The organism is Pantoea coffeiphila, assembly GCF_016909495.1.
GTDB lineage: Bacteria > Pseudomonadota > Gammaproteobacteria > Enterobacterales > Enterobacteriaceae > Erwinia > Erwinia coffeiphila.
This window is the reverse complement of the sequence record NZ_JAFBFW010000002.1, coordinates 58,963-83,533: the sequence shown is the minus strand read 5'-3', so window position 1 is coordinate 83,533 and position 24,571 is coordinate 58,963. Positions and strand designations below refer to the sequence as shown.

Here is a 24,571-nt window from a genome sequence, read left to right as displayed (position 1 = left end):
GCATGAAAAAGGCACCCAGTGGGGTGCCTGTCGGTGTGGAACAGATTGAAGATCAGTGCTTCTTGTAATCGCGGTCCTGGTAATCGGTCGCTTCGATCTTGGCAATGCCAGCTTCAAGGATGGAAATAAACTGGCGAGCGACATCTGTGGTCAGCCAATAGGTCTGGCCAACTTCGGCTTCATCACTGTGTTGCTCATTGGAGGACAGGGAATGCAGACGAATCATCATTGCATCATAGCTGTCTACTGTACTGATATCCCATCCGATGAGGGGATGTGTCTGGATGACATCTTTGTTGTTTCTGTCCATTATAACCCCCTTATTACTCGTGTTAATGATGACAACGAAGTTATTTATCGAGGTTCAATGCGGCTTCTTTTATTACAGCTTTGTAATTATAACAGCACTTTTTAGTATGACAGAATTATATTTTTGAACGGTAAACAGCAGTGCATTATTTGAACATTAATTGTACGAGTGTGAGTGAAAAATAGTCACTCCGGTTATCAAACCAGAATTTTCTCACTCGGGGGTGTCCGGCTGCGCGGCAGACAAACCAAGGCGTTTTTCAATATCGTCGGCAAAGCTGATGAACTGTTTTTGCAGCGGCTCGTCGCGATTTTGATTTTGCCCTTCCAGCCGCAGGCTGTGGATTAACAGCTGGTTGGATTTATCATCCAGGCAGAAGGTGAGCCAGGAAAAGGCGTTTTCCAACACGGTAAGGCGGCGCTGCTGCTCGCCGATCACTTCCAGGAGCTCCCCAAAAGTCATTGCCTGTTCAGGATTGTCATGAGCCATTAACGACACCTCGGTAATAAACAACGGCGGGATGAGTGATTCAGATTAGGGGATAATTCGAAAGTCGTCTATCCCCTGGAAGGCCGCGATCGCGCAGAAAGACAATATAAAAAGGCAGGGCTTAATCGGTAATAAACCAGTCGTCGGCGCTTTCCCAGGTTTCCTGTAAAATTTCGCTAATGAGATCTTTAGCCTCTTTACCGCCGCCCATCACCGTCAGGCTATTGGCACCGGCGTAGCGCACCGAAATAGTATTGGTGCCGTCTGGAAACTGTTTATCAATTCTTTTGCTGAGTTCCTGCGTCAGCGCTTCAATCGCGCCAGCAGGCAGTGAGGTGGTTTTTGCTACAGTGACTTCTACACGCATGAGAGCCTCCGGTTTATTTACTGTAAATATATACAGTAAGTTAACCGAAGGCAATCACCGCATCAGCAAAAAATGCTTATGCTTTAACGCGCCAGTTCAGGGTTTCACCGGCGAGGAACGGAATGACGGTATGGCCATCGTTACCCACGGCAACGCTTTCGGCCACGGTCCACGGCTGGCGTTCCAGCGTGATGGTACCCTCGTTCAGCGGCAGGCCGTAGAAGTTCGGGCCATTTTCAGAGCAGAACGCCTCGAAATGCTCCAGCGCGCCGATTTCTTCAAACACCGTCGCGTAGGCCGACAGCATGGACGGCGCATTGAATACCCCGGCACAGCCGCAGCTGGCTTCTTTGCGATCGCGGGTGTGCGGAGCGGTATCAGTCCCGAGGAAGAAACGACGGTTACCGCTGGCGACCGCATCACGCAGTGCCTGCTGGTGGATATTACGCTTCAGAATCGGCAGGCAGTAAAGGTGCGGGCGAACGCCACCGACCAGCATGTGATTGCGGTTAAACATCAGATGCTGAGGGGTAATGGTGGCGCCAAGGAACTCGTTGCCTTCCAGAACAAAAGCGGCAGCTTCTTTGGTGGTGATATGTTCGCACACCACTTTCAACTCCGGGAACTGCTTGCGCAGCGGTTGCAGCACGGTTTCGATAAAGCGCGCTTCGCGGTCGAAGATATCAATATGGGCATCGGTCACTTCACCGTGGATCAGCAGCGGCATGCCGATTTTTTGCATCCGCTCCAGTACGGTCGCAATGGTGGCGATGCTGGTCACGCCGTGCGCCGAGTTAGTGGTGGCATGCGCAGGATAAAGTTTCGCGGCGGTAAATACGCCCTCGCGGAAACCTTTTTCAATTTCATCAGGATCGAGGCCATCGGTGAGATAGCACGTCATCAGCGGGGTAAATGCGTGCCCGGCAGGAACCGCAGCCAGAATACGCTCACGGTAGGCACGGGCGGCGGCGACGCTGGTCACCGGCGGCACCAGGTTTGGCATCACAATCGCGCGGCCACAGACCTCACTGGTAAAGGGCACTACCGCTTCCAGCATATCTCCATCGCGCAGATGGATGTGCCAGTCGTCAGGGCGGCGAATAATTAACTGCTGAGGTTGTGCGGTCATGCGATGTGCTCCGGCAAAAGAGAAAGGTAATGGCAGGTTTTGGCCGGGTACTAAGGATAGGGATAAAGCGAGGGGAATGCACCAGGTTTATGACGGATAAGTGAAAAACGGTACGGAAAACCTCCGTACCGTCATGGCATCAGTCAGTGAACGGGATCACCAGCTCGCCAGGCTTCACTTCCAGCCCTTTGGCAAAGCGTTTGGCCAGCGATTCCGCTTTACTGCGGTCGGTACTTAACACATAGGCCGGTTTCTGATTGAAGTAGTTTTTCAGTGATTCATTAAGATAAGGAGTCAGCGTTTTTAGCACACCCTGCATTTTTTCCGGCTGTACCTCAACGTCAACCAGCTCCATATCCTTCAGATAGATGGCACCCGCGGCGGCATCAAAGGTAGGCTGCGCTTTCATTTTCAGCTTCATATCCGCCTGCTGTGGGCCGAAAAGCGAGCTGATGTTGACTTTGGCATTTCCCGTCAGTGTGACTTTATTGGGTTCTTCACGACCAATCTGACTGTTCAGATCGTTGAGAACAATATGCGCATCAACCAGGCCAGGAACACCGATCTGTTTTTCATAGTTATTGTGCTTAACCAGCGCCTGATTAATTTCCTGCTCGCTGATACTGTACTGTGCAATCTGATTACAACCGGTGAGTAAGCCTGCTAACAGCAGGGCACACAGACCAAAATAACGTTTCTTCATAATTATCCTCTGTTATTACACCGGCAGTTTCCAATCCGGCCAGAGGGATAGCATGCACCACGTGGCCTGATTCGTCACCAGGACAAAGCCGATTACCCTCAAGGAAAATCACAACTGAATATGTCGGACTATTTGAAAATACTCCGTGAACCCTGTTCTTATTCGTCTGTATTTTTCATGTTTGTTTCACACATTTTTTGTTGTCAGTATTTTCCAGGGATTCTGATGGCAGGTATAGTGGCAGACAGCGAGGCCAGCACCTTAAGATGCAACCGGCCTGATAAGTGAGAATATTGACCCGGCCACGGATTTCAGGAGAAAAGATGTTTGGCTATCGTACCGCTGCGCCGAAAGTGCGCCTGACTACTGACCGGCTGGTCGTGCGGCTGGTCCATGAGCGTGATGCCTGGCGCCTGGCTGATTACTATTCTGAGAACCGGGCTTTCCTTAAACCGTGGGAGCCGGTTCGGGACGACAGCCACTGTTACCCCTCCGGCTGGCAGGCGCGGCTGGGACTCATCGCGGAAATGCAAAAGCAGGGCAGCGCCTTCTATTTCGCGGTGATGGACCCGGATGAAAATGAAATTCGCGGCGTGGCTAACTTTAGCAATGTACTGCGCGGATCGTTTCACGCCTGTTATCTCGGTTACTCTCTGGGCGAAAAGTGGCAGGGGCAGGGAATGATGTTCGAAGCGCTGCAGACCGCTATTCGCTACATGCAGCGTCAGCAGCGTATGCACCGTATTATGGCGAACTATATGCCGCACAATCAGCGTAGCGGCGATTTACTGGCGCGCCTCGGCTTTGAAAAAGAAGGCTATGCCAAAGACTATCTGTTAATTGACGGACGCTGGCAGGATCATGTCCTGACGGCGTTGACCTGGCACGAATGGCTGCCTGAACGGCGTGGAGCGTAACGTTATCATGATTAAAAGCCCTTTCAGCGCGATTGAAGCGCGAGTTGTTGGCTGCCTGCTGGAGAAGCAGGTCACTACCCCCGACCAGTATCCGATGTCGTTAAACGGCGTGGTTACCGCCTGCAATCAGAAATCTAACCGTGAACCGGTAATGACGCTCAGCGAGAGCGAGGTGCAAAACACCCTGGATCTGCTGGTTAAAAAACATCAGCTCACGGCCATCAGTGGTTTTGGCAGCCGGGTGGTGAAATATGAGCAGCGTTTCTGCAACTCTGAGTTTGGCCAGCTTAAATTCAGCTCTGCGGAAGTGGCGCTGATTACCACGTTACTGCTACGCGGGGCGCAGACGCCCGGTGAGCTGCGTACTCGCAGTTCTCGGATGCATGACTTTAGCGATATGGCGGAAGTTGAACAGACGCTGGAAGGGCTGAGCAAGCGCGAAAGCGGTGCGTTGGTGGTTCGCCTGGCGCGGGAACCCGGCAAGCGTGAAAGCCGCTATATGCATCTTTTCAGTGGAGAGCCGGATGAGGCCAGCCTGGCAGGTGGCGACAGTGATGTTGCCGATGAAGGGCTGAGTACGCGCGTGGATCAACTGGAACGGGAAGTGGCACAGCTGAAACAGCAGCTGGCCGCACTGCTTGAAAACCGGGACGGTGAATAAATGGCCGCGCTAAGAGTAGGTATTGTCGGCCTTGGCGGCATTGCGCAGAAAGCCTGGCTACCGGTGGTTACCCGTACTGACGGCTGGACGATTTCAGGCGCGTATTCGCCCAATCAACAAAAGGCGCGGCCGGTCTGCGACGCTTATCGCATTCCGCTACTGGCTTCCCTTAACGATCTGGCTGCGGTCAGCGATGCCGTTTTTGTACACAGCAGTACCGCCAGCCATTTTGGCATTGTTGATATGCTGTTACGTGCCGGGGTTGACGTCTGCGTTGATAAACCGCTGGCGGCCACCTATGACGAAGCAGAACAGCTGGTGGAACTTGCCGCGTCGAGAGGCCGCAAGCTGATGGTGGCCTTTAACCGTCGATTTGCGCCGCGCTATCTGCAGCTGCGCGCTGCACTTTCTCAGCCTGCCTCATTACGCATGGATAAACATCGCAGCGACAGCGTAGGACCGCAGGATGCGCTGTTCACCCTGCTGGATGACTACCTGCATGTTGTGGATACGGCGCTCTGGCTGGGGGGCGGGGATGGCGATCTGAAAAGCGGCGTACTGCAAACCAATCCGCAGGGGCAGCTGCTGTATGCCGAGCATCATTTCCGCGTTGGCAATGCCCAGGTGACCACCAGTATGCATCGCCGCGCCGGTAGCCAGATGGAAACGGTACAGGCGGTGGACGACGGGGCGGTATTCCGCATCGGCGATATGCGCGACTGGCAGCAGGAGAGCGGGGGGCGTATCGTCATCGATCCGGTTCCGGGCTGGCAAAGTACCCTGGAGCAGCGAGGTTTTGCCGGTGCCGCGCATCATTTTATCCGCAGCATTGAAAATCAGACAATGCCGGAGATTAGTGGTGAGCAGGCTCTGCTCGCACAGCGCTTAGTGGAAAAACTCTGGCGTGACGCGGATCGCGGCTGATTAGCTTAACCCTGCACCCATCCCAACAGAGGCGATGGGTTTATAGGGTGTAACAATCGTGAGTGGTTATTTCCTTTCATTTCCGTAGACTATCCCCCACCTTATTCCGGCCACTCCGATGGCCGGAAAACCCAAATCAGGAAACACATGAACCTGTTGAAATCACTCGCAGCGGTCAGTTCTATGACCCTGTTTTCTCGTGTGCTGGGATTTGCACGTGACGCGATTGTGGCGCGAATCTTTGGCGCAGGCATGGCCACCGACGCCTTTTTTGTGGCGTTCAAATTACCTAATCTGCTGCGCAGGATCTTTGCGGAAGGCGCATTCTCTCAGGCTTTTGTGCCGATCCTTGCCGAATATAAAAGCAAGCAGGGTGAAGAAGCTACGCGGATATTCGTGGCTTATGTATCGGGTCTGTTGACCCTGGCGCTGGCGGTTATCACCCTTCTGGGTATGTTTGCCGCGCCCTGGGTTATTCTGGTCACGGCACCCGGATTCGCCGATACGGCCGATAAATTCGCGCTGACTTCATCCCTGTTGCGGGTGACTTTTCCTTACATCCTGCTGATTTCGCTGGCATCGCTGGCCGGGGCGATCCTCAATACGTGGAACCGCTTCTCAGTGCCCGCCTTTGCTCCGACCCTGCTTAACGTCAGTATGATCGGCTTTGCGCTGTTTGCCGCACCGCACTTCAATCCTCCTGTCATGGCGCTGGCCTGGGCGGTGGTTGCGGGTGGTGTGCTGCAGCTGGGCTATCAGCTGCCGCATCTGAAAAAAATCGGCATGCTGGTTCTGCCCCGGCTGAACCTGAAAGATGCCGGCGTCTGGCGGGTAATGCGTCAAATGGGGCCGGCGATCCTCGGTGTTTCCGTCAGCCAGATCTCGTTGATCATCAATACCATTTTCGCCTCTTTCCTCGCCTCCGGTTCGGTTTCCTGGATGTATTACGCCGACCGCCTGATGGAGTTTCCGTCCGGTGTTCTGGGCGTGGCGTTGGGCACTATTCTGCTGCCGTCGCTGGCAAAAAGCTTTGCCAGCGGTAACCAGGACGAATATTCGCGCCTGATGGACTGGGGCCTGCGCCTGTGCTTCCTGCTGGCGTTACCGAGTGCGGTGGCTTTGGGTATTCTGGCGAAACCCCTGACCGTGGCGCTGTTCCAGTACGGAAAATTCACCGCATTCGACGCGGCGATGACCCAGCGCGCGCTGATTGCCTATTCGGTTGGTTTGATGGGGCTAATCGTGGTTAAGGTACTGGCCCCCGGTTTTTACTCGCGTCAGGACATTAAAACCCCGGTAAAAATCGCCATGGTGACGCTGGTAATGACTCAGGTAATGAACCTGGCATTTATTGGCCCGCTGAAGCACGCCGGACTGTCGCTGTCGATTGGCCTTGCAGCCTGCCTTAATGCGGCACTGCTTTACTGGCAGCTCCGCAAGCAGGATATCTTCCAGCCGCAGCCGGGCTGGCGCAGCTTCCTGGTACGTCTGCTGTTCGCCGTGGTGGCGATGGCCGCTGCGTTACTGGGTGTGCTGTACGTGATGCCTGACTGGGCGACGGGCAATATGCTGTGGCGTCTGATCCGCCTGGCGGCGGTTTGTGCGGTGGGTGGGGGAGTATACTTCGCCGTGCTGATGCTGCTGGGCTTCCGGCTGCGTGACTTTGCACGCCGGACGGTGGCTTAACGTCGTGCGTTGAACGATACGGATCAACACTGAATAAGAATCGCCTTCGGGCGATTTTTTTTTCGCCTGAAAACGGGATTGAAGTGCAGTCTGTTGGATGACTGGTTTATTGCTTAATGATTTCAACCTCAGAGAATAGCCTGCCGCTTTTGCTGAATTAATCGATGAGGAGGGCAGCTTTAACGCCAGTCCGGAAGAGAATTTATTAGATATCCTCCTTTTTAAATTGAGGCCACCATTAGCAAAAGCTGAGAATATACGATGCTGATGCTGATGCTGATGCTGATGCTGATGCTGATGCTGATGCTGATGCTGATGCTGATGCTGATGCTGATGCTGATGCTGATGCGGCGGGTCAAGTCTGAGTCGTCGTTCGCAACGTTAAGGGAAGTGCGTTTGGCAGGGATTGAAGGAAAAATGCTCATCCCACAGGCATAAAAAAGCCCCGGCACGTTGGCCAGGGCTGGATTTCACTTCAGCGTTAAAAATAACGCTTAAGGACGGGTTGCCGGAGCGGTAGCCTGATGAGAGGCCGCGTGGCCACCGGCAGAACCTTTACCTTCAAAGTTGAAGTCAGGGCGCACCCAGTCACTCTGAGGTGCTGGTTCTGGCTGATATGCCGGAGCTGGAGCACTGGTCATTGGCGCGCTGGCATGATGCTTAAAGCTACCGTGGGCGGCTGCATCACTCACCGGCTTATCGCGTGCCGGTACTGGCGCATGCGGTTCGCTAACGATCGGCGCATCTTCACTCACCGCAGTGCTCACGTTCAGTACTTCAGCGACCTGCTGAGTGGTTTCCGCGCTGACGCTCGTCGGAGCCTGCTCTGCCAGTTCGCTCGCTGCTTCAGCAATCTGCTGCTGCTCAACGATATCCGCAACGGCATCAACCGGGGCGAATTCAGCCTGAGGCTCTTCGGCAGCCGATACGGCTTCCGCGACAGTCTCAGCGGCAACGCTCTCTTTCGCTGGAGGAATAACTGAAGGGACCTCTGTTGCCGGTGTTTCGATAGCGGCAGTTTCATCGGTGTTCACCACGGTAACCTGTGGCTGTTGCTCTTCCGGCAGCGGTTCAGAGATATGAACCGGCTGAGCTTCTGGCTGAACTTCTTCGGCGACGGTGACTGGCGCCGCGGCAATCGGTGTTTCGATTACTGGAGCAGATTCCACAACTTCTGCAGTCGGGATCGCTGCAGCCGGGGCGACTTCAGCCGTTATAACATCTTCCTGCACTGACGTGGTTTCTTCAGCCTGCACCGGTGTTGCTTCAACCTGTACAGGAGCAGCTTCAGCCTGCGGCGCCTCCGCTACCGCTGGGGTAGCTTCTACCGGTGAAGTTTCTGCCGACACTGGCGCAGATTCAACCGATGCGGCTTCTACCTGAGGAGCGACAGGTGCTGCCGGTGCCTCAACGGCTTGAGACGATGCCACAGTAGCAGAAGCAACGGCTACGCTTGCCGCTGCCGCCACTTCAACTGCTGCCGGAGCTTCAGCGACGTCGTTGTCGACATCAGCATGACCATAAGCTGGAACAACGGACTGTTCCTGCTCTACTTCATCGCTTGCCTGAGCAACAGGGTAGGAGATCCACACTTTTCCTGATGCCATTTCTGGCGATGCAGCAGCACTGGTCAACGGCATTGGCGACTGTGTTGGGTAACGCTCATCGCGGTAGCGACGACGACGCTGGCCGCTAACGCGCAGATGGCGTGGCGAACGGCGTGAACGACGCGGCATGTTGTTGCTGTCACGATCGTCATTATCGAAGCTTTCGCTTGGCGTTTCTGCCGCGGCTGGCTGAGCAGCTGGAGCAGGGACTGCCTCAGTCTCTTCCGGGCGGAAGGTACGGGCTGCCGTTTGCTCTGCGGTTTCAATGCGTACTTTTTGGTTCAGCTGGCGCGGTTTACGACGCGGCATCACCTGCACATTTTCTTCCAGCGCATCGATATTTTCATCAACGGCAGCAACGGCCTGCTCAATGACTTTCTCTTCCTGCACTACCGGGCGCTTTTCTTCCTGGCGACGACGCTGGCGATCTGCGCGAGGTTCACGCCGCGGCTGCTGCTCTGCACGATTCTCTTCGTTCAGATTCTGACGATCGTCTGCCTGCTCAACCTGCGTGGCAACGTTACGCTTGTTACGACGATTGTCATCGCGGCCTTCACGCGCTTCATTGTTACGGTCGCGAGAACTATTGCGGTCGTTACGATCGTTACGGTCATTGCGATCGGTATTGCGTTCAGAACGCTCATTACGATCGTTATAACGGTCGTTGCTACGCTCAGTACGATCGGCATTGCGGTCGTTGCGCTCGTTGCGGTCGCTACGTTCACTGCGGTCGTTACGCTCATTACGATCGTTACGTTCAGTACGCTCACCGTTGCGATCGCGACGGTTGTTGTTCTGACGACGATTGTTACGACGATCGCCACGTGGTGCAGCGCTATCGGTCGCTTTTTTCTCGGTAACTGGCTGAGCCTGTTCAACGGTTTTTTCTTCACCGGCAAACAGCTTTTTCAGACCACTAAAGAAGCGACTAATCAGACCCGGCTGTGCAGGCTCTGCTGGGGTTTTTTCAACCGGCTTTTTGCTTACTGGAACCGCAGTGACATCGCTGCTGGTTTCCTGCGGTGCCGGAGGTGCATCAGGCATCACGAAGGCGGCAAGCGCAGGCTGTTCAGGGCGCTTACGCTCGGCACGTTCTTCTTCCGAAGGCAGCGCCATTTCGGTTTCGTGCAGCTTAGGCAGGTGATAGCTCAGCGTCTGAGTTTCTTCGCCGGTACGAACGCGCAGTACCGAGTAGTGCGGGGTTTCCATCTGATCGTTTGGCACGATGATGGCACGAACGCCACCCTGACGCTTCTCGATAGCACTGACGGCATCGCGTTTTTCGTTTAGCAGATAGGACGCAACCTGCACCGGAACGATGGCGTGGACTTCTTTAGTGTTTTCCTTCAGCGCTTCTTCTTCAATCAGACGCAGAATAGACAGCGACAGCGACTCGTTATCACGGATGGTGCCGGTACCGCTACAGCGTGGGCAGACGTGATGGCTGGACTCACCCAGTGACGGGCTGAGGCGCTGACGTGACATCTCCAGCAGACCAAATCGTGAAATATGGCTGATCTGAATTCGCGCACGATCCTGGCGCACCGCTTCACGCAGGCGGTTTTCAACCGCGCGCTGGTGGCGAACCGGGGTCATATCAATGAAGTCGATAACGATCAGACCGCCCAGGTCGCGCAGGCGCAGCTGGCGGGCAATTTCATCGGCCGCTTCAAGGTTAGTGTTAAATGCGGTTTCTTCAATGTCGCCGCCGCGGGTTGCGCGCGCCGAGTTGATATCGATAGCGGTCAGGGCTTCGGTGCTGTCGATAACAATGGAACCACCGGACGGCAGACGCACTTCGCGCTGGAAGGCGGACTCAATCTGCGACTCAATCTGGTAATGGCTGAACAGCGGGATCTCACCGGTGTACAGTTTAATTTTGCTGCTGAAGTCAGGGCGTCCGAGAGCGGCAATGTGCTGACGAGCCAGCTCAAGCACTTTCGGGTTATCGATAAGGATTTCACCGATATCCTGACGCAGGTAGTCGCGGAATGCGCGGACAATCACGTTGCTTTCCTGATGGATCAGGAACGGAGCAGGGCGGCTGTCAGCGGCTTTCTTAATGGCATCCCAGTGCTTCATACGGAAGCTCAGATCCCACTGCAGCGCTTCGGCTGATTTACCGACACCGGCGGTGCGAACGATCAGTCCCATGCCATCCGGCAGTTCCAGCGAAGAGAGCGCCTCTTTCAGTTCTGTGCGATCATCACCTTCAATACGGCGAGAAATACCGCCAGCACGCGGGTTGTTCGGCATCAGAACCAGATAGCTTCCCGCCAGGCTGATAAAGGTGGTTAAGGCTGCGCCTTTGTTGCCACGTTCTTCTTTATCAATCTGGACAATAACTTCCTGACCTTCACGGAGTACGTCCTTGATATTAGGGCGGCCGTGAGCGGAATAGTTAGCGGGGAAGTATTCGCGGGAAATTTCTTTCAGAGGTAGGAAACCGTGTCTTTCAGCACCGTAATCAACGAAGGCGGCTTCAAGGCTGGGTTCAATGCGGGTTATCTTGCCTTTGTAGATGTTGGCTTTTTTCTGTTCGTGTCCTGGGCTTTCAATATCCAGATCGTACAGGCGTTGGCCGTCTACGAGAGCCACACGCAACTCTTCCTGCTGAGTTGCGTTTATCAACATTCTTTTCATCGTAACTTACTCATTATTCTTACATTAGGGACAAAGCTGCGGGCAAAGTAACGCTGGACGTATTGAACCGATGGCCCCGTGTCTCATCGCTTAGTCGTCAACCTCTCGGGTGTCGGCAGCTCAAGGGGCGCAAAATCACGGTAGCCTGTTTTACATATGGAAAAACAGCGCTTTGTAAGGGGGGAACCGCCAGTAGATTACCAGGTGAACCAATCCCGTTTTTTCGTCCAGGCTGCAACCCGCAGCCCGCTAAATGCCTGATTGCACAATACGTCTTACGCCATTGCTGCGTGTATGGGCTATCCGGCAAAATTTTGGTAATACACCCCAATTCTATTGGGTTAACGCTTTTTCTTGCATTCCCAAGATGTCGCGTTAAAAACGGAAACATTATTCCATTGCTAAGCTTGAGAGCGCAAGATGACTTTATCCGCGATGAGAAGTTTATCCCGTCTTTTAAAACGAATTGCAGTGCTTTTCAGCAAACTGTATAAAATCCGGCCATAACTTCCTTGCGGCGGTCATCCATGTCAGTTAAGCACAGAAAAAGATGTGGCGCTATCACTGCCGGGTATTTAGAATCGCCAACCATGAAAACCATGACTCCAGCCGTACAAATAATTGCCATTTCTGCTGATGAAGCGGGACAGCGCATCGATAACTTTTTACGCACTCAGTTAAAAGGCGTGCCGAAAAGTATGATTTATCGCATTTTGCGTAAGGGCGAAGTGCGGGTGAACAAAAAACGCGTCAAACCTGAGTACAAACTTGAAGATGGCGATCAGGTTCGCGTCCCGCCTGTGCGCGTGGCCGAACGTGAAGAAGAGAGCGTTTCACCTAAGCTGGCCAAAGTGGCGGCGTTAAGTGATGCAATCATTTATGAAGATGAACATATCCTGGTGCTGAATAAGCCTTCCGGCACGGCCGTACACGGTGGCAGTGGTTTAAGCTTTGGTGTAATTGAAGGGCTGAGGGCGCTGCGCCCGGAGGCACGTTTCCTTGAGCTGGTCCATCGTCTTGACCGCGATACGTCGGGTATTTTGCTGGTGGCGAAAAAGCGTTCCGCGCTGCGTTCACTCCACGAGCAGCTGCGCGAAAAGGGAATGCAGAAAGATTACCTGGCGCTGGTGCGTGGGCAATGGCCGTCACATGTTAAATCGGTGCGCGCACCATTATTGAAAAACATCCTGCAAAGCGGTGAGCGAGTGGTGAAGGTCAGTAGTGAAGGCAAGCCGTCGGAAACGCTGTTTAAGGTTGAAGAGCGCTATGCGTTCGCCACGCTGGTGAAAGCCAGTCCGGTGACCGGACGCACTCACCAAATCCGCGTTCACACGCTGCATGCCGGACACCCGATTGCGTTTGACGATCGCTACGGCGAGGCAGAGTTTGATAGCCAACTGGCCGGCACCGGGCTTAACCGCCTGTTCCTGCATGCTGCCGCGCTGAAGTTCACCCATCCCGGCACCGGTGAAGAAATGCGCGTGGAAGCGCCGCTGGACGACGGCCTGAAGCGCTGCCTTGCTGTGCTGCGTAAGCAAAGCAGCTAATTATCCCGGCAATGAATGCGGCAGCGTCTGCGCCGCATTTTGTTGCTCAGCCCAGCGGGTCCATTCCGGCCTTTCTTAGCATCTCACAAAGCGCAATCAGCGGCAGGCCAATCAACGTATTCGGGTCTCGCCCTGAAAGGCGTTCAAACAGCGTGATGCCTAAACCTTCGCTTTTAAAGCTGCCAGCACAGTTTAGCGGCTGTTCGCGACTAACGTAGTGGGTAATTTCGGGCTCGCTAAGCGTTCGAAAATCTACGGTGAAATGCTCGCACAGCGTTTGCAGTGCCTGGTGGCGACTATCGTACAGCGCCAGTCCGGTATAAAACACCACGCTGCGTCCGCTGGCGGCGCGAAGCTGGGCGCGGGCGTTCTCCTCGGTATGAGGTTTGCCACAAACAACGCCGTCCACGACGCAGACCTGATCGGAACCGATAATCAGATGCTCGGGGTAACGTCCTGCCAGCGCCTGAGCTTTCGCCGCCGCGAGGCGCACAACCAGCTGCTCTGCCGTTTCGTTGCCCAGCCGGGTTTCATCCACCTCCGGCGCATCGGTAATAAAGGGCAATTGCAATTTCGTTAACAGCGCGCTGCGGTAAGTCGACGTTGAGGCTAAAACCAGCTGTGACATATTTTTTTCCATAATAGATAGCGAATCGATGAAAGGCATTTTAAACTGTGCGCCGCACTGGATGCGAATAATGGCTGAAAGATGTCGTTACACGGCCTTTTTCTTTGACTCTATGTCGTTACAAAGTTAATATGCGCGCCCTATGCAAAAGGTAAAATTACCCCTGACTCTCGATGTGGTGCGAACCGCTCAGAAACGCCTGGACTACCAGGGTGTTTACACCCCTGAACAGGTTGAGCGAATTGCCGACTCGGTGGTTAGTGTGGACAGTGATGTAGAATGTGTGATGTCGTTTGCGATCGACAATCAGCGTCTGGCGGTATTGAAAGGTACTGCTGAAGTTTCCGTGACGCTATGTTGTCAACGCTGCAACAAACCATTCCCGCATCAGGTCCACGTATCGTACTGTTTCAGCCCGGTCGTTACTGACGAGCAGGCCGAAGCACTACCGGAAGCGTACGAGCCAATCGACATCAACGAGTTTGGTGAAACCGATTTGCTGGCAATGGTTGAAGATGAAATCATCCTCGCCCTGCCTGTCGTTCCGGTGCATGATTCTGAACACTGTGAAGTGTCCGAGGCGGACATGGTCTTTGGTCAATTGCCTGCAGAGGCAGAAAAACCAAATCCATTTGCCGTATTAGCCAGTTTAAAGCGTAAGTAATAGGAGTAAGGTCCATGGCCGTACAACAGAATAAACCAACCCGTTCCAAACGTGGCATGCGTCGTTCACACGATGCTCTGACCACTGCAACACTTTCCGTAGATAAAGTTTCTGGTGAAACTCATCTGCGTCACCACATCACTGCGGATGGTTACTACCGCGGTCGCAAGGTCATCGTTAAGTAATTCCGCGGAATAGCGCGGCAATACTTTGACACGATTGACCCTGGCGATAGATGCCATGGGCGGGGACTTCGGTCCCTGCGTGACAGTGCCTGCGGCAATGCAGGCACTGGCATCTGATTCGCACCTGCATCTTCTTCTGGTCGGCGATCCCGACAAAATCACGTCATTACTAGCCACAGCTGATTCTGCGCTGCGCGCGCGTTTGCAGATAATCCCTGCTGAATCAGTTATTGCCAGTGATGCGAAACCCTCGCAGGCTATTCGTGCAAGTCGCGGATCGTCAATGCGTATTGCTTTGGAGCAGGTCAAAGCGGGTCACGCCGATGCCTGTATCAGTGCCGGTAACACCGGTGCGCTGATGGGGCTGGCAAAAATATTATTGCAGCCGCTGGAAGGGATTAAGCGTCCAGCGCTGATGACAGTACTGCCAAATCAGCTGAAGGGTAAAACCGTCGTGCTGGATTTAGGTGCTAATGTCGAATCCGACAGTGCTATGCTGGTGCAGTTCGCCATTATGGGTGCGGTGATGGCAGAAGAAATTTTAGAAATTGCCAATCCGCGCGTGGCGCTGCTCAACATAGGCCAGGAAGAAACCAAAGGGTTAACGGCAATTCGCGAAGCCGCAGCAGCACTTCGTGATTCAGCAGAAGTTAACTATATTGGCTACCTTGAAGGTGACGATCTTCTTACCGGCAAGACGGATGTTCTGGTGTGCGATGGTTTCATCGGCAACGTGACGTTAAAAACTATGGAAGGTGTGGTAAGAATGTTTCTTTCGCTGTTGAAATCACAGGGCGAAGGTAAAAAAAAGGCATGGTGGCTGAGACTATTAGGGCGCTGGATTCAAAAGCGTCTGGCTAAGAATTTCGGCCATCTCAACCCCGACCAGTACAATGGCGCCTGTCTGTTAGGATTGCGCGGCACCGTGATTAAAAGTCATGGCGCAGCGAATCAACGCGCGTTTACCGTCGCGATAAAACAGGCAGAGCAGGCGGTGCGGCGGCAAGTTCCCGAGCGGATTGCTGCCCGCCTACAGGCTGTATTACCTAAGAGTGACTGAGCGTACATGTATACGAAGATTATCGGTACGGGCAGCTATTTGCCCGAACAGGTGCGGACTAACGCCGATCTGGAAAAAATGGTGGATACGTCGGACGAGTGGATTGTCACACGAACCGGTATCCGTGAACGTCGTATTGCTGGCCCGGATGAAACCGTGGCAACGATGGGCTTTCATGCCGCCGAGCGTGCGCTCTCTATGGCGGGCATTGATAAAAATGACATCGGTTTGATCGTGGTAGCAACCACCTCTTCCAGTCACGCGTTCCCAAGCTCAGCCTGCATGATCCAGCAGATGCTGGAAATTGACGATGCGGCCTCTTTCGATCTGGCTGCGGCCTGTGCGGGCTTTACCTACGCACTGAGCGTTGCCGATCAGTATATTAAAAACGGTGCGGTGAAATATGCACTGGTGGTCGGTGCTGACGTGCTGTCACGCACGCTTGATCCTTCCGATCGTGGCACGATCATCCTGTTCGGCGATGCTGCCGGCGCAGTTGTTCTTGGTGCCAGCGAAGAGCCGGGCATTATCTCTACCCATCTGCACGCAGATGGCCGCTATGGTCAACTACTCACCCTGCCAAATCAGGATCGCGAGCATCAGGAACAGCCTGCGTATCTGACGATGGCGGGCAATGAAGTGTTCAAAGTTGCCGTGACCGAACTGGCCCATATCGTTGATGAAACGCTCAAGGCGAACGACCTTGACCGTTCTGCCATTGACTGGTTAGTGCCGCATCAGGCCAACCTGCGCATTATCAGTGCAACGGCCCGCAAATTGGGCATGGATATGGATAAAGTGGTGGTGACCCTCGATCGCCACGGCAATACATCTGCGGCTTCTGTGCCTTCAGCACTGGATGAAGCGGTGCGCGACGGGCGTATCCAGCCCGGCCAGTTGATTCTGCTGGAAGCCTTCGGTGGCGGTTTCACCTGGGGTTCAGCTCTGGTTCGTTTTTGATTAACAGGAAATAACGATGACGCAATTTGCAATGGTATTCCCGGGACAGGGATCGCAAACGGTGGGCATGCTGGCTGATTTAGCCGCAGGCAATCCGATTGTGGAAAAAACCTTCCGCGAAGCTTCTGACGTGCTGGGTTACGATTTATGGCAGCTGGTCCAACAGGGACCTGCTGAAGAGTTGAACAAAACCTGGCAAACTCAGCCTGCTTTACTGGCTGCTTCTGTTGCCATTTTCCGCGTTTGGCAGGAAAAAGGCGGAAAAGTACCGTCAATGCTTGCAGGCCACAGCCTTGGTGAGTACAGTGCCCTGGTTTGCGCCGGAGTGATTGCGTTTGCCGATGCCATTAAGCTGGTTGAACTGCGCGGTAAGCTGATGCAGGAAGCCGTACCGGAAGGGACGGGGGCCATGCAGGCGATTATCGGTTTGGACGATGCGTCCATCGCCAAAGCCTGTGAAGAGTCTGCCCAGGGGCAGGTTGTTTCGCCGGTGAACTATAACTCACCGGGCCAGGTCGTTATCGCCGGCAATAAAGAAGCCGTTGAGCGCGCGGGTGCAGCCTGTAAAGCTGCGGGCGCGAAGCGTGCACTGCCGCTGCCGGTGAGCGTACCTTCGCACTGTGCGCTGATGAAACCTGCTGCTGATAAGCTGGCCGTGGCGCTGGAGCAACTGACCTTCAACGCACCGGCATTCCCGGTGGTGAATAACGTTGATGTTCAGTGTGAGACTTCACCTGAAGCTATCCGCAGTGCGCTGGTCCGTCAGCTGTACAGCCCGGTGCGTTGGACCGGTTGCGTAGAATTTATGGCTCAGCAGGGCGTGACGTCGCTGCTGGAAGTGGGTCCGGGTAAAGTGTTAACCGGGCTGACTAAACGTATTGTTGACACCCTGACGGCGGCGGCGGTAAACGACCAGGCCAGCCTGTCAGCGGCGCTTGAACAATAACACGAGGAACAACATGAATTTCGAAGGTAAAATCGCGCTGGTTACCGGTGCAAGTCGCGGTATCGGCCGTGCAATCGCGGAAACGCTTGTCGCCCGCGGTGCTAAAGTTGTCGGTACGGCGACCAGCCAGAACGGAGCCGAAGCCATCAGCGCTTATCTGGGCGATAACGGAAAGGGCATGCTCCTGAACGTGACAGACCCTGCTTCGATCGAGACCGTGCTGGAAAATATTCGCGCCGAATTTGGCGAAGTGGACATTTTAGTCAATAATGCTGGCATCACGCGTGATAATCTTCTGATGCGCATGAAGGACGATGAGTGGCAGGATATCCTGGACACCAATCTGACTTCAGTATTCCGTCTGTCAAAAGCGGTAATGCGTGCCATGATGAAAAAGCGAGTGGGCCGAATTATTACCATTGGCTCCGTAGTTGGAACAATGGGTAATGCGGGTCAGGCAAACTATGCGGCAGCAAAAGCAGGTTTGATTGGCTTCAGCAAGTCACTGGCGCGTGAAATTGCGTCACGTGGCATTACCGTTAACGTCGTGGCACCTGGTTTCATTGAAACCGACATGACGAGCGCGCTGAACGACGATCAGCGTGCAGGTATTCTGGCGGAAGTTCCCGCGGGCCGCCTCGGCAGCGCGCAGGAAATCGCTAATGCCGTGGCATTTTTGGCCTCTGACGAAGCAGCTTACATCACTGGTGAAACGCTGCACGTCAATGGCGGAATGTATATGGTCTGATAATCACGAAAACTATTTGCGTTATTTGAGGCAAAAGCCGCAAAATAGCGTAAAATCGTGGTTTGACCAGCCGGGATTTAGTTGCATCTTTTTCAACATTTTATACACTACGAAAACCATCGCGAAAGCGAGTTTTGATAGGAAATTTAATAGTATGAGCACTATCGAAGAACGCGTTAAGAAAATCATTGGCGAGCAGCTGGGCGTTAAGCAGGAAGAAGTTGTTAATACTGCCTCTTTTGTAGAAGATCTGGGCGCTGATTCTCTTGATACCGTTGAGCTGGTAATGGCTCTGGAAGAAGAGTTCGATACCGAGATTCCGGATGAAGAAGCTGAGAAAATCACTACTGTTCAGGCTGCTATTGATTACATCAATGGTCACCAGGCATAAGTGAACATCTCCAGGCGGTCATTCGACCGCCTGAGTTTTATCTAAATATCCCTCATCGCGTCAATTTTTCCCTCCCTGGAGGACGAACGTGTCTAAGCGTCGTGTAGTTGTGACTGGTCTTGGCATGTTGTCTCCTGTCGGCAATACCGTAGAGTCTACCTGGAATGCTCTTGTTGCCGGTCAGAGTGGCATCAGCCTGATTGACCATTTTGATACTAGTGCCTACGCAACGCGTTTTGCTGGCTTAGTAAAGAATTTTAATTGTGATGAAATCATCTCGCGCAAAGATCAGCGTAAGATGGATGCTTTCATTCAATATGGCGTTGTTGCTGGCGTTCAGGCCATGCAAGATTCTGGCCTCGTTATTACAGAAGAAAACGCAGGGCGCGTTGGTGCCGCGATTGGCTCCGGTATCGGTGGTCTTGGTTTAATCGAAGAAAACCATTCCTCACTGGTCAACGGTGGTCCCCGTAAAATTAGTCCGTTCTTTGTCCCTTCAACTATTGTGAATATGGTTGCCGGACATCTGACGATTATGTACGGAATGAAAGGCCCAAGTATTTCCATTGCTACCGCCTGTACGTCCGGCGTGCATAATATTGGTCATGCTGCACGTATCATCGCCTATGACGATGCTGATGTGATGCTGGCTGGTGGTGCAGAAAAAGCCAGTACGCCACTGGGCGTGGGTGGTTTCGGTGCTGCTCGTGCACTGTCAACCCGCAATGAAAATCCGCAGGCTGCCAGCCGTCCGTGGGATAAAGACCGCGATGGTTTTGTTCTCGGCGATGGTGCTGGTCTGATTGTGCTGGAAGAATATGAGCACGCGAAAAAACGCGGTGCCAAAATTTACGCAGAAATCGTTGGTTTTGGTATGAGCAGCGATGCTTATCATATGACTTCTCCGCCGGAAAACGGCGCTGGCGCAGCCCTGGCGATGGTCAACGCGCTGAAAGATGCAAAGATTTCAGCGGAACAGATTGGTTATATCAACGCGCACGGTACTTCAACGCCGGCCGGTGATATCGCTGAAGCTCAGGCGGTGAAATCCGTCTTCGGTGCTTCTGCCGGTAGCGTGATGGTCAGCTCGACAAAATCCATGACCGGCCACCTGCTGGGTGCGGCGGGCGCGATCGAATCGATCTTCACTATTCTTGCCCTGCGCGATCAGGTTGTTCCTCCAACCATCAATCTGGATAACCCGGATGAAGGTTGTGACCTGGATTTCGTGCCGCATACTGCGCGCCAGGTGAAAGGTATGGAATACACTCTGTGTAATTCATTCGGATTTGGTGGCACCAACGGGTCACTGATTTTCCGTAAGGTCTGATTTTTTGCTCTTGCGTAAAGGCCCGCCTTATCGGCGGGCTTTTTTTTACCTACGATTGAGGGGAGCGAATCACCACTATCCGGTTTTGAACGACATATTCGTCTTTGCGAGTTATAGCGAACCGGGTATTACCTGATATTGCTCATCATCCCCGGCAGATTCAGATGATTCTGGCACGACGGGCAGGTAATCTTGCAGCATGATCGAAAATAGAGGAATCAGCATGATGTGGGTCAATGGGGTGAAGCAGGGCGTTGTTGCCGCGAGCGATCGCGCCGTGCAGTTTGGTGATGGCTGCTTTACCACCGCTCGCATAAGTTCTGGCGAGATCGAGCTGTTTCCCGCACATATCGCGCGGCTGCAGCAGGGCTGCGAACGTCTGCTGATAACCGGCGTGGACTGGGAATTATTGCGCCAGGAAATGATTCGCGCAGTTGCTGACTGTGACGATGGCGTACTGAAAACGATTGTGACCCGGGGCAGCGGCGGCAGGGGATACAGCGCCGCTGGCTGTGCAGCACCCACGCGCATCGTCTCCGTTTCAGCCTATCCTGCACACTACCACACGCTGCGTGAGAGCGGGGCAAGGCTGGCCCTCAGCCCGATTCAGCTGGGGAAAAATCCGCTGCTGGCGGGGATAAAGCATCTTAACCGGCTGGAACAGGTGCTGATCCGCACACGGCTTGAGCAGACCGGTGCCGATGAGGCACTGGTGCTTGACACTGATGGCATGCTGGTGGAATGCTGTGCGGCAAATTTTTTCTGGCGCACCGGGGAGCAGGTTTTTACCCCGGACTTAAGCGCTTCGGGCGTGAACGGTATCCAGCGCCAGCGGGTGATGCGGCAGATCGCGGATCTGGGGTTTACCCTCAGCGAAGTCCGTGCAGGCGTTGAGGTGCTGGCGGAAGCCGATGAAGTGCTGATCACCAATGCACTGATGCCGGTGTTGCCCGTTCGTCAGATTGAGGCGTGGCACTTCAGCTCGCGCCGCTTGTTCCGTCTGCTTAACCCCCATTAATCAACCGTGGAATTTTCATGACTAAAACACGCAAAATTATCGCCGGGGTCGTTGCTGTCTCTCTGCTGGCCGTTGCTTACGGATACTGGCAAACCCGCCAGCTTGCAGACTCACCGCTGACGGTGGACAAAGAAACTATTTTTACCCTCCCGGCAGGTTCTGGCCGAGTGGTGCTGGAAGCCCAGCTGGAATCTAAGCACATCATTAAACAAAGCCCGTGGTTTGGCGTATTGCTGAAACTTGAGCCGGATCTGGCAAAGTTTAAGGCCGGGACCTATCGGCTCGACCCCAAAATGACCGTCCGCGAGATGCTGGCGCTGCTTGCCAGCGGTAAAGAGGCCCAGTTCCCGCTGCGTTTCGTAGAAGGCACGCGCATGCAGGAGTGGCTGAGCCAGCTGCGCAGCGCGCCGTATATCAAACACACGCTGGCGGATGACCAGCTGGCTACCGTCGCCAGTGCCCTTAAGCTGGAAGGTGAAGCGAAGGGCGTTGAGGGATGGTTCTATCCTGATACCTATCTGTATACCGCGAATACCACCGATGTTGCGGTGCTCAAGCGCGCTTACCAGCGGATGGAAAAAGAGGTGGATGCGCAGTGGCAGGGGAAAATGGATAGCCTGCCGTATAAAAACAAAAATGATATGCTGACCATGGCCTCGATTATTGAAAAAGAGACGGCGGTCAGCGACGAGCGCAGCAAAGTGGCTTCGGTGTTTATTAACCGCCTGCGGTTGGGTATGCGTCTGCAAACCGATCCGACGGTGATCTATGGCCTGGGGCCGGACTACCGCGGTACGCTAACGCGCAAAGATCTGGAAACGCCGACGGCCTGGAATACCTATACGATTAACGGCCTGCCGCCTGGTCCGATTGCAATGCCGGGTAAAGCCTCGCTGGAAGCCGCAGCTCACCCGCTGAAAACGAACTTCCTCTACTTCGTTGCCGATGGGAAAGGTGGCCATACGTTTACCACCAATCTGGCAAGCCACAATAAAGCCGTGCAGGTGTATCGCCTGGCGCTGAAGGAAAAAAATGAACAGTAAATTTATCGTTATCGAAGGCCTGGAAGGGGCAGGTAAAACCACTGCGCGGGATGCGGTAGTGGCTGAACTGCGTCGTCATGGCATTAACGATATTGTTTTCACCCGCGAACCCGGCGGTACTCCGCTGGCGGAAAAACTGCGCGATTTGATTAAGCAGGGGATTGAAGGCGAACAGGTTACCGATAAGGCCGAGCTGCTCATGCTGTATGCTGCCCGCGTGCAGCTGGTGGAAAACGTGATTAAACCCGCGCTGGCGCGGGGGGCCTGGGTGGTTGGCGATCGTCACGATCTTTCCTCTCAGGCTTATCAGGGCGGCGGACGGGGCATGGACAGCCAGCTGATGAGCAGCCTGAAACAGGCGGTGCTGGGTGACTTTACCCCGGATCTGACGCTATATCTGGATGTCACGCCTGAAATCGGCCTGCAGCGTGCCCGCGCGCGCGGTGCGCTGGACCGCATTGAGCAGGAGTCCCTGAACTTCTTTATTCGCACCCGTGACCGCTATCTTGCGCTGGCCGCTGCCGATGCGCGGATTAAAACCATTGATGCAACCCGTGACCTCCCGCAGGTGACGCAGCAGCTGGAGCAGACGCTGCAGCAGTGGTTACAGGAACAGCAATGAACTGGTATCCGTGGCTGAATAACAGTTACCGGCAAATTATCAGCCAGCATCAGGCGCAGCGTGCGCATCATGCGCTGCTGATTCAGGCGCTGCCCGGTATGGGCGACGATGCGCTGGTGTGGGGGATTGGCCGCTGGCTGATGTGCCGCCAGCCCGACGGGATGAAAAGCTGCGGAAGCTGCCATGCCTGCCAGCTGATGCAGGCGGGAACCCATCCTGACTGGTATCGTTTGGAAGCGGAGAAGGGTAAGAGTGCGCTGGGGATTGATGCGGTGCGCAGCGTAACGGAAAAGCTCTATCACCACTCTCAACAGGGTGGGGCAAAAGTGGTCTGGCTGCCGGACGCCGAACAGCTGACCGAAGCTGCGGCTAACGCCCTGCTCAAAACGCTGGAGGAGCCGCCGCAAAATACCTGGTTCTTACTCAGCTGCCATGAACCCTCCCGCCTTTTGGCAACCCTGCGCAGCCGCTGTCTGCAATGGCACCTCGCGCCACCGGATGAAATGCAGAGCCTGAACTGGCTACAAAAACAGTGTGCCGCGGGCCTGAATGAACGTACTGCGGCGCTACGGTTGAGCAGCGGCGCGCCTGCGGCAGCGCTGATGCTGCTGGAAGAGAAAAACTGGCAGCAGCGCCAGCTGGTTTGTCAGGCGCTCCCCGCAGCTATTCAGGGCGATCTGCTCAGTCTGCTGCCCGCGCTGAATCATGATGATGCCGCACGTCGTATTGGCTGGCTTTGCTCGCTGCTGGTCGATGCGGTGAAGTGGCAGCAGGGCGGCGGGGCCTGGATCAGCAACGTCGACTGCCAGGCGCTGGTGATGCAAATCGCCAGCCTGCTGCCGGCGACGGCCATTGATGCCAGCCTTCGCCAGTGGCTGACCTGCCGCGACCGCCTGCTGAACGTCGTGGCGGTAAACCGCGAGCTGCTGCTCACCGACCAGCTGCTGAGCTGGGAAGCCATTTTGCATCCTCACGCTACCGATTTTACGGGTTAAGAGTAACGATTATGTTTTTAGTTGATTCACACTGTCATCTGGATGGCCTGAACTACGAAACGCTGCATCAGGACGTCTCTGACGTTCTGGCGAAAGCCGCCGCGCGCGATGTGAAATTTTTGCTGGCGGTCGCGACCACGCTGCCCGGCTATAAAGCGATGATTGAATTAATTGGCGATCGTCCTAACGTGGCCTACTCCTGCGGCGTTCATCCGCTGAATCAGGAAGAAGAGTACGACTTCGCTGAACTGCGCCAGCTTGCCGCCGATTCGCGGGTGATTGCGATGGGTGAAACCGGCCTGGACTACTTCTACCAGAAAGAGACCAAAGCGCGCCAGCAGGCCTCATTCCGCGAACACATCCGCGTGGGGCGCGATCTGAATAAGCCGGTGATCGTCCATACCCGCGATGCGCGTGAAGATACGCTGGCCATTTTGCAGGAAGAGCAGGCTGAAGGCTGCGGCGGCGTGCTGCACTGCTTTACCGAAGACCGTGAGACGGCGGAAAAGCTGCTGGATATGGGCTTCTATATCTCATTCTCCGGCATTGCGACCTTCCGCAATGCGGAGCAGATCCGCGAAGCGGCACGCTATGTTCCGCTGGACAGGATGCTGGTTGAAACTGATTCGCCGTATCTGGCCCCGGTTCCACACCGTGGTAAAGAGAATCAGCCGGCCTACACCCGCGATGTGGCGGAATATATGGCGGTGGTGAAGGGCGTGAGTATTGAAGAGCTGGCGCAGGCGACCACGGAAAACTTCTCCCGTCTGTTCCATGTGCCGATGTCACGACTGACGGATTAAGTGGCGGGCTTTCTTTTATAGCTCGTAATTAATAGCGAAAATTTGTAAAGTGCAGCCCGATAAAATCAGTGGCTGCATTTTTTTTGCTGAAAAAAGTCGCAAATCCTTGTGAAATCATCCAAAGAGCGGCAGCACGTTCAACGAAACGTGATAGTCATCAAACAAATTTACGCGGATTTATTTTACTCTTCGTAA

General features: G+C 54.4%; 26 protein-coding genes. 19 read left to right on the top strand and 7 right to left on the bottom strand.

Annotated features, from left to right (window positions below; all coding sequences use genetic code 11):
* Positions 1-52 precede the first annotated feature (52 nt).
* The 5 genes from bssS to JOE09_RS06120 all read right to left on the bottom strand — a co-directional run bounded on the left by bssS (position 53) and on the right by JOE09_RS06120 (position 2,998).
* Complete coding sequence (gene bssS, locus JOE09_RS06140) at positions 53-310, bottom strand: biofilm formation regulator BssS (protein WP_105592827.1); 258 nt, start codon at positions 308-310, stop codon at positions 53-55.
* A 213-nt stretch (positions 311-523) separates the two neighbouring features.
* On the bottom strand, positions 524-799 hold the full coding sequence (locus tag JOE09_RS06135; RefSeq protein ID WP_205065178.1) for a hypothetical protein: 276 nt from the start codon (positions 797-799) through the stop codon (positions 524-526).
* Positions 800-920: 121 nt separating this feature from the next.
* The gene (gene dinI, locus JOE09_RS06130) at positions 921-1,166 is read right to left on the bottom strand and encodes a DNA damage-inducible protein I (RefSeq protein ID WP_205065177.1); all 246 of its coding nucleotides are present in this window, start codon (positions 1,164-1,166) and stop codon (positions 921-923) included.
* 76 nt (positions 1,167-1,242) lie between these two features.
* Positions 1,243-2,295, bottom strand: coding sequence for a dihydroorotase (gene pyrC / locus JOE09_RS06125; RefSeq protein WP_205065176.1), 1,053 nt, complete (start codon positions 2,293-2,295; stop codon positions 1,243-1,245).
* Positions 2,296-2,434: 139 nt separating this feature from the next.
* Entirely contained in the window at positions 2,435-2,998 is a 564-nt protein-coding gene (locus JOE09_RS06120) for a lipoprotein (RefSeq protein WP_105592823.1), read from the bottom strand.
* A 323-nt stretch (positions 2,999-3,321) separates the two neighbouring features.
* Between JOE09_RS06120 and rimJ the strand changes: the two genes are divergently transcribed.
* The 5 genes from rimJ to JOE09_RS06095 all read left to right on the top strand — a co-directional run bounded on the left by rimJ (position 3,322) and on the right by JOE09_RS06095 (position 7,624).
* Positions 3,322-3,915: a ribosomal protein S5-alanine N-acetyltransferase gene (rimJ, locus tag JOE09_RS06115; protein ID WP_105592822.1), complete on the top strand. Its 594-nt coding sequence runs from the start codon at positions 3,322-3,324 to the stop codon at positions 3,913-3,915.
* A 10-nt stretch (positions 3,916-3,925) separates the two neighbouring features.
* On the top strand, positions 3,926-4,576 hold the full coding sequence (locus tag JOE09_RS06110) for a YceH family protein (protein WP_420830628.1): 651 nt from the start codon (positions 3,926-3,928) through the stop codon (positions 4,574-4,576).
* On the top strand, positions 4,577-5,500 hold the full coding sequence (locus tag JOE09_RS06105; protein ID WP_205065174.1) for a Gfo/Idh/MocA family protein: 924 nt from the start codon (positions 4,577-4,579) through the stop codon (positions 5,498-5,500).
* A gap of 147 nt (positions 5,501-5,647) precedes the next feature.
* Positions 5,648-7,186, top strand: a complete 1,539-nt coding sequence (murJ, locus tag JOE09_RS06100) for a murein biosynthesis integral membrane protein MurJ (RefSeq protein WP_205065173.1) — start codon at positions 5,648-5,650, stop codon at positions 7,184-7,186.
* A 261-nt stretch (positions 7,187-7,447) separates the two neighbouring features.
* Complete coding sequence (locus tag JOE09_RS06095) at positions 7,448-7,624, top strand: hypothetical protein (RefSeq protein ID WP_205065172.1); 177 nt, start codon at positions 7,448-7,450, stop codon at positions 7,622-7,624.
* Between the two features lie 56 nt (positions 7,625-7,680).
* On the opposite strand, the gene rne is transcribed toward JOE09_RS06095, so the two are convergent.
* On the bottom strand, positions 7,681-11,436 hold the full coding sequence (gene rne / locus JOE09_RS06090) for a ribonuclease E (RefSeq protein WP_205065171.1): 3,756 nt from the start codon (positions 11,434-11,436) through the stop codon (positions 7,681-7,683).
* A gap of 590 nt (positions 11,437-12,026) precedes the next feature.
* Between rne and rluC the strand changes: the two genes are divergently transcribed.
* Positions 12,027-12,983, top strand: coding sequence for a 23S rRNA pseudouridine(955/2504/2580) synthase RluC (rluC, locus tag JOE09_RS06085; protein ID WP_205065170.1), 957 nt, complete (start codon positions 12,027-12,029; stop codon positions 12,981-12,983).
* Between the two features lie 46 nt (positions 12,984-13,029).
* Here rluC and JOE09_RS06080 read toward each other — a convergent pair whose 3' ends face one another.
* Positions 13,030-13,611 (bottom strand): Maf family protein, encoded by a 582-nt coding sequence (locus JOE09_RS06080; RefSeq protein ID WP_205065169.1) that lies wholly within the window; start codon positions 13,609-13,611, stop codon positions 13,030-13,032.
* A gap of 142 nt (positions 13,612-13,753) precedes the next feature.
* Between JOE09_RS06080 and yceD the strand changes: the two genes are divergently transcribed.
* The 13 genes from yceD (at position 13,754) to JOE09_RS06015 (ending at position 24,376) form a co-directional block, all read left to right on the top strand.
* Positions 13,754-14,275: a 23S rRNA accumulation protein YceD gene (yceD, locus tag JOE09_RS06075; RefSeq protein ID WP_105592815.1), complete on the top strand. Its 522-nt coding sequence runs from the start codon at positions 13,754-13,756 to the stop codon at positions 14,273-14,275.
* Between the two features lie 14 nt (positions 14,276-14,289).
* Complete coding sequence (rpmF, locus tag JOE09_RS06070; protein WP_013025362.1) at positions 14,290-14,460, top strand: 50S ribosomal protein L32; 171 nt, start codon at positions 14,290-14,292, stop codon at positions 14,458-14,460.
* Between the two features lie 25 nt (positions 14,461-14,485).
* A complete protein-coding gene (gene plsX / locus JOE09_RS06065) occupies positions 14,486-15,520 on the top strand; it encodes a phosphate acyltransferase PlsX (RefSeq protein WP_205065168.1) in 1,035 nt (344 codons plus the stop codon).
* Positions 15,521-15,526: 6 nt separating this feature from the next.
* Positions 15,527-16,480 carry a beta-ketoacyl-ACP synthase III gene (locus JOE09_RS06060; protein ID WP_105592813.1) on the top strand — a complete coding sequence of 318 codons (954 nt, stop codon included), beginning with the start codon at positions 15,527-15,529 and terminating at the stop codon, positions 16,478-16,480.
* A gap of 16 nt (positions 16,481-16,496) precedes the next feature.
* Positions 16,497-17,426 carry an ACP S-malonyltransferase gene (fabD, locus tag JOE09_RS06055; protein ID WP_205065167.1) on the top strand — a complete coding sequence of 310 codons (930 nt, stop codon included), beginning with the start codon at positions 16,497-16,499 and terminating at the stop codon, positions 17,424-17,426.
* Positions 17,427-17,439: 13 nt separating this feature from the next.
* A complete protein-coding gene (gene fabG / locus JOE09_RS06050; protein WP_105592811.1) occupies positions 17,440-18,174 on the top strand; it encodes a 3-oxoacyl-ACP reductase FabG in 735 nt (244 codons plus the stop codon).
* Between the two features lie 154 nt (positions 18,175-18,328).
* Positions 18,329-18,565 carry an acyl carrier protein gene (acpP, locus tag JOE09_RS06045; RefSeq protein ID WP_004157115.1) on the top strand — a complete coding sequence of 79 codons (237 nt, stop codon included), beginning with the start codon at positions 18,329-18,331 and terminating at the stop codon, positions 18,563-18,565.
* A gap of 88 nt (positions 18,566-18,653) precedes the next feature.
* A complete protein-coding gene (fabF, locus tag JOE09_RS06040; RefSeq protein WP_200546848.1) occupies positions 18,654-19,895 on the top strand; it encodes a beta-ketoacyl-ACP synthase II in 1,242 nt (413 codons plus the stop codon).
* A gap of 223 nt (positions 19,896-20,118) precedes the next feature.
* The gene (pabC, locus tag JOE09_RS06035) at positions 20,119-20,913 is read left to right on the top strand and encodes an aminodeoxychorismate lyase (RefSeq protein ID WP_205065166.1); all 795 of its coding nucleotides are present in this window, start codon (positions 20,119-20,121) and stop codon (positions 20,911-20,913) included.
* A 17-nt stretch (positions 20,914-20,930) separates the two neighbouring features.
* Positions 20,931-21,956, top strand: a complete 1,026-nt coding sequence (yceG, locus tag JOE09_RS06030) for a cell division protein YceG (RefSeq protein ID WP_205065165.1) — start codon at positions 20,931-20,933, stop codon at positions 21,954-21,956.
* The gene (gene tmk / locus JOE09_RS06025) at positions 21,946-22,578 is read left to right on the top strand and encodes a dTMP kinase (RefSeq protein ID WP_205065164.1); all 633 of its coding nucleotides are present in this window, start codon (positions 21,946-21,948) and stop codon (positions 22,576-22,578) included. The genes yceG and tmk overlap by 11 nt, the downstream gene beginning before the upstream one ends.
* Positions 22,575-23,573, top strand: coding sequence for a DNA polymerase III subunit delta' (gene holB, locus JOE09_RS06020; protein WP_205065163.1), 999 nt, complete (start codon positions 22,575-22,577; stop codon positions 23,571-23,573). The genes tmk and holB overlap by 4 nt, the downstream gene beginning before the upstream one ends.
* 11 nt (positions 23,574-23,584) lie before the next feature.
* Positions 23,585-24,376, top strand: a complete 792-nt coding sequence (locus tag JOE09_RS06015) for a metal-dependent hydrolase (RefSeq protein ID WP_200560480.1) — start codon at positions 23,585-23,587, stop codon at positions 24,374-24,376.
* The last annotated feature ends 195 nt before the right edge of the window (positions 24,377-24,571 follow it).

Bases quoted from the DNA above. Each gene is read 5' to 3' on its own strand.
- bssS (WP_105592827.1), bottom strand. From the start codon at position 310: ATGGACAGAAACAACAAAGATGTCATCCAGACACATCCCCTCATCGGA.
- JOE09_RS06135 (WP_205065178.1), bottom strand. From the start codon at position 799: ATGGCTCATGACAATCCTGAACAGGCAATGACTTTTGGGGAGCTCCTG.
- dinI (WP_205065177.1), bottom strand. From the start codon at position 1,166: ATGCGTGTAGAAGTCACTGTAGCAAAAACCACCTCACTGCCTGCTGGC.
- pyrC (WP_205065176.1), bottom strand. From the start codon at position 2,295: ATGACCGCACAACCTCAGCAGTTAATTATTCGCCGCCCTGACGACTGG.
- JOE09_RS06120 (WP_105592823.1), bottom strand. From the start codon at position 2,998: ATGAAGAAACGTTATTTTGGTCTGTGTGCCCTGCTGTTAGCAGGCTTA.
- rimJ (WP_105592822.1), top strand. From the start codon at position 3,322: ATGTTTGGCTATCGTACCGCTGCGCCGAAAGTGCGCCTGACTACTGAC.
- JOE09_RS06105 (WP_205065174.1), top strand. From the start codon at position 4,577: ATGGCCGCGCTAAGAGTAGGTATTGTCGGCCTTGGCGGCATTGCGCAG.
- murJ (WP_205065173.1), top strand. From the start codon at position 5,648: ATGAACCTGTTGAAATCACTCGCAGCGGTCAGTTCTATGACCCTGTTT.
- JOE09_RS06095 (WP_205065172.1), top strand. From the start codon at position 7,448: ATGCTGATGCTGATGCTGATGCTGATGCTGATGCTGATGCTGATGCTG.
- rne (WP_205065171.1), bottom strand. From the start codon at position 11,436: ATGAAAAGAATGTTGATAAACGCAACTCAGCAGGAAGAGTTGCGTGTG.
- rluC (WP_205065170.1), top strand. From the start codon at position 12,027: ATGAAAACCATGACTCCAGCCGTACAAATAATTGCCATTTCTGCTGAT.
- JOE09_RS06080 (WP_205065169.1), bottom strand. From the start codon at position 13,611: ATGTCACAGCTGGTTTTAGCCTCAACGTCGACTTACCGCAGCGCGCTG.
- yceD (WP_105592815.1), top strand. From the start codon at position 13,754: ATGCAAAAGGTAAAATTACCCCTGACTCTCGATGTGGTGCGAACCGCT.
- rpmF (WP_013025362.1), top strand. From the start codon at position 14,290: ATGGCCGTACAACAGAATAAACCAACCCGTTCCAAACGTGGCATGCGT.
- JOE09_RS06060 (WP_105592813.1), top strand. From the start codon at position 15,527: ATGTATACGAAGATTATCGGTACGGGCAGCTATTTGCCCGAACAGGTG.
- fabD (WP_205065167.1), top strand. From the start codon at position 16,497: ATGACGCAATTTGCAATGGTATTCCCGGGACAGGGATCGCAAACGGTG.
- fabG (WP_105592811.1), top strand. From the start codon at position 17,440: ATGAATTTCGAAGGTAAAATCGCGCTGGTTACCGGTGCAAGTCGCGGT.
- acpP (WP_004157115.1), top strand. From the start codon at position 18,329: ATGAGCACTATCGAAGAACGCGTTAAGAAAATCATTGGCGAGCAGCTG.
- pabC (WP_205065166.1), top strand. From the start codon at position 20,119: ATGATGTGGGTCAATGGGGTGAAGCAGGGCGTTGTTGCCGCGAGCGAT.
- yceG (WP_205065165.1), top strand. From the start codon at position 20,931: ATGACTAAAACACGCAAAATTATCGCCGGGGTCGTTGCTGTCTCTCTG.
- tmk (WP_205065164.1), top strand. From the start codon at position 21,946: ATGAACAGTAAATTTATCGTTATCGAAGGCCTGGAAGGGGCAGGTAAA.
- holB (WP_205065163.1), top strand. From the start codon at position 22,575: ATGAACTGGTATCCGTGGCTGAATAACAGTTACCGGCAAATTATCAGC.
- JOE09_RS06015 (WP_200560480.1), top strand. From the start codon at position 23,585: ATGTTTTTAGTTGATTCACACTGTCATCTGGATGGCCTGAACTACGAA.